Annotated in this window: 1 protein-coding gene; it reads right to left on the reverse strand. The window is 65.1% G+C overall.

The features are described 5' to 3' along the window. Positions 1–1,162, reverse strand: a 1,162-nt coding sequence (locus tag AC1VAN_RS22530) for a TonB-dependent receptor domain-containing protein (protein ID WP_480986825.1), incomplete at both ends; no start/stop codon positions are given.

Below are 1,162 nucleotides of genomic sequence, written 5' to 3' on the forward strand. Positions count from 1 at the left end.
GTGCCCACGCTGGACGCGCTTTCCGGATCCAGGATCTGGATGTCGCTCTTGTTGAAGGTCGCGCTGGCCTGCACGCCGAAGCCACGCAGGCTGTCGGTCAGCATTTCCAGCGGGAACGACGCGGTCAGCTCCAGGCCCTTCAGGGTGCCGCCCTTGCCGTTCACCGGAGTCGAGAACGTGCCGGTCGGCAGCACCGGCACCACCATGCCCGGCGGCGGCACATAGTCGCCCAGCAGGCCGGTGAAGTCGTAGTTGTCCACCGACTGGGTGTAGACGTAGCTCTTCAGGTCCTTGTAGAAGATCGCGGCGGCCACGTAGGCCTTCTCGCCGAAGTACTTCTCATAGGACAGGTCCAGCGCGGTGGCGCGCCACGGGTCCAGCAACGGGTTGCCGCCGCTGCCGCCGGGGCGACCGGTACCGGTATCCACGCCGAACTCCAGGCCCGCGCGCATCTGGTCCACGCGCGGGCGCGCGACCTGCTTGGCTGCGGCAAAACGCAGGGTCTGCTCATGCGGGAACATGAAGGCCAGGTTCAAGCTGGGCAGCCAGTCGTTGTACTTGCGGCCGTCCGAGTAGGGCTGGATGTTGTTGCCGGCCGCCTGCGAGCTATCCCAGTAGCGCGAGTCCGAGCTCTGGTCGGTGTGCTGCATCTGCACGCCGATATTGCCGCGTACGCCCACCACACCGATGTCGGTGTTGATGTTCAGGCGCGCCCAGGCGGTGGTGATCTTTTCCTGCACCGTCCACGACTTGGGAATCAGGTAGTCCAGGTTGTCGACCGGATTGAAGGTCATGTAGCGACCGACCGCGCCAGGCACGTTCCAGGCCGGGATGGTGCCCAGGCCGGCGAAGCCGAGGTTGACCGGGCGGTACTGCAGATCCGATGCGATGTTGGCATCGCCCTGCGCGCCCAGCAGGATGTTGCCTTCGGACTGGGTCTTCACCTTGCGGCGGTCGGCATAGTTCACGCCGATATCCAGATCCGGTGCCCACGACGCCATTGCTTCGGGCAGGGCGATGGTCGCGGCCAGCTTGCCACCCTTCAGGCGGTCTTCCACCTTCGGCACCTTGCCGTAACCAGAACCGTAGATGGTGTTGGTCAGGAACAGCGCGTCCGGGTTGGAGTAGTTCAGGCCCGGGCTGATCTGCGAGAAGCCATCCT

This window comes from Stenotrophomonas sp. 05L44_2 (assembly GCF_056665995.1).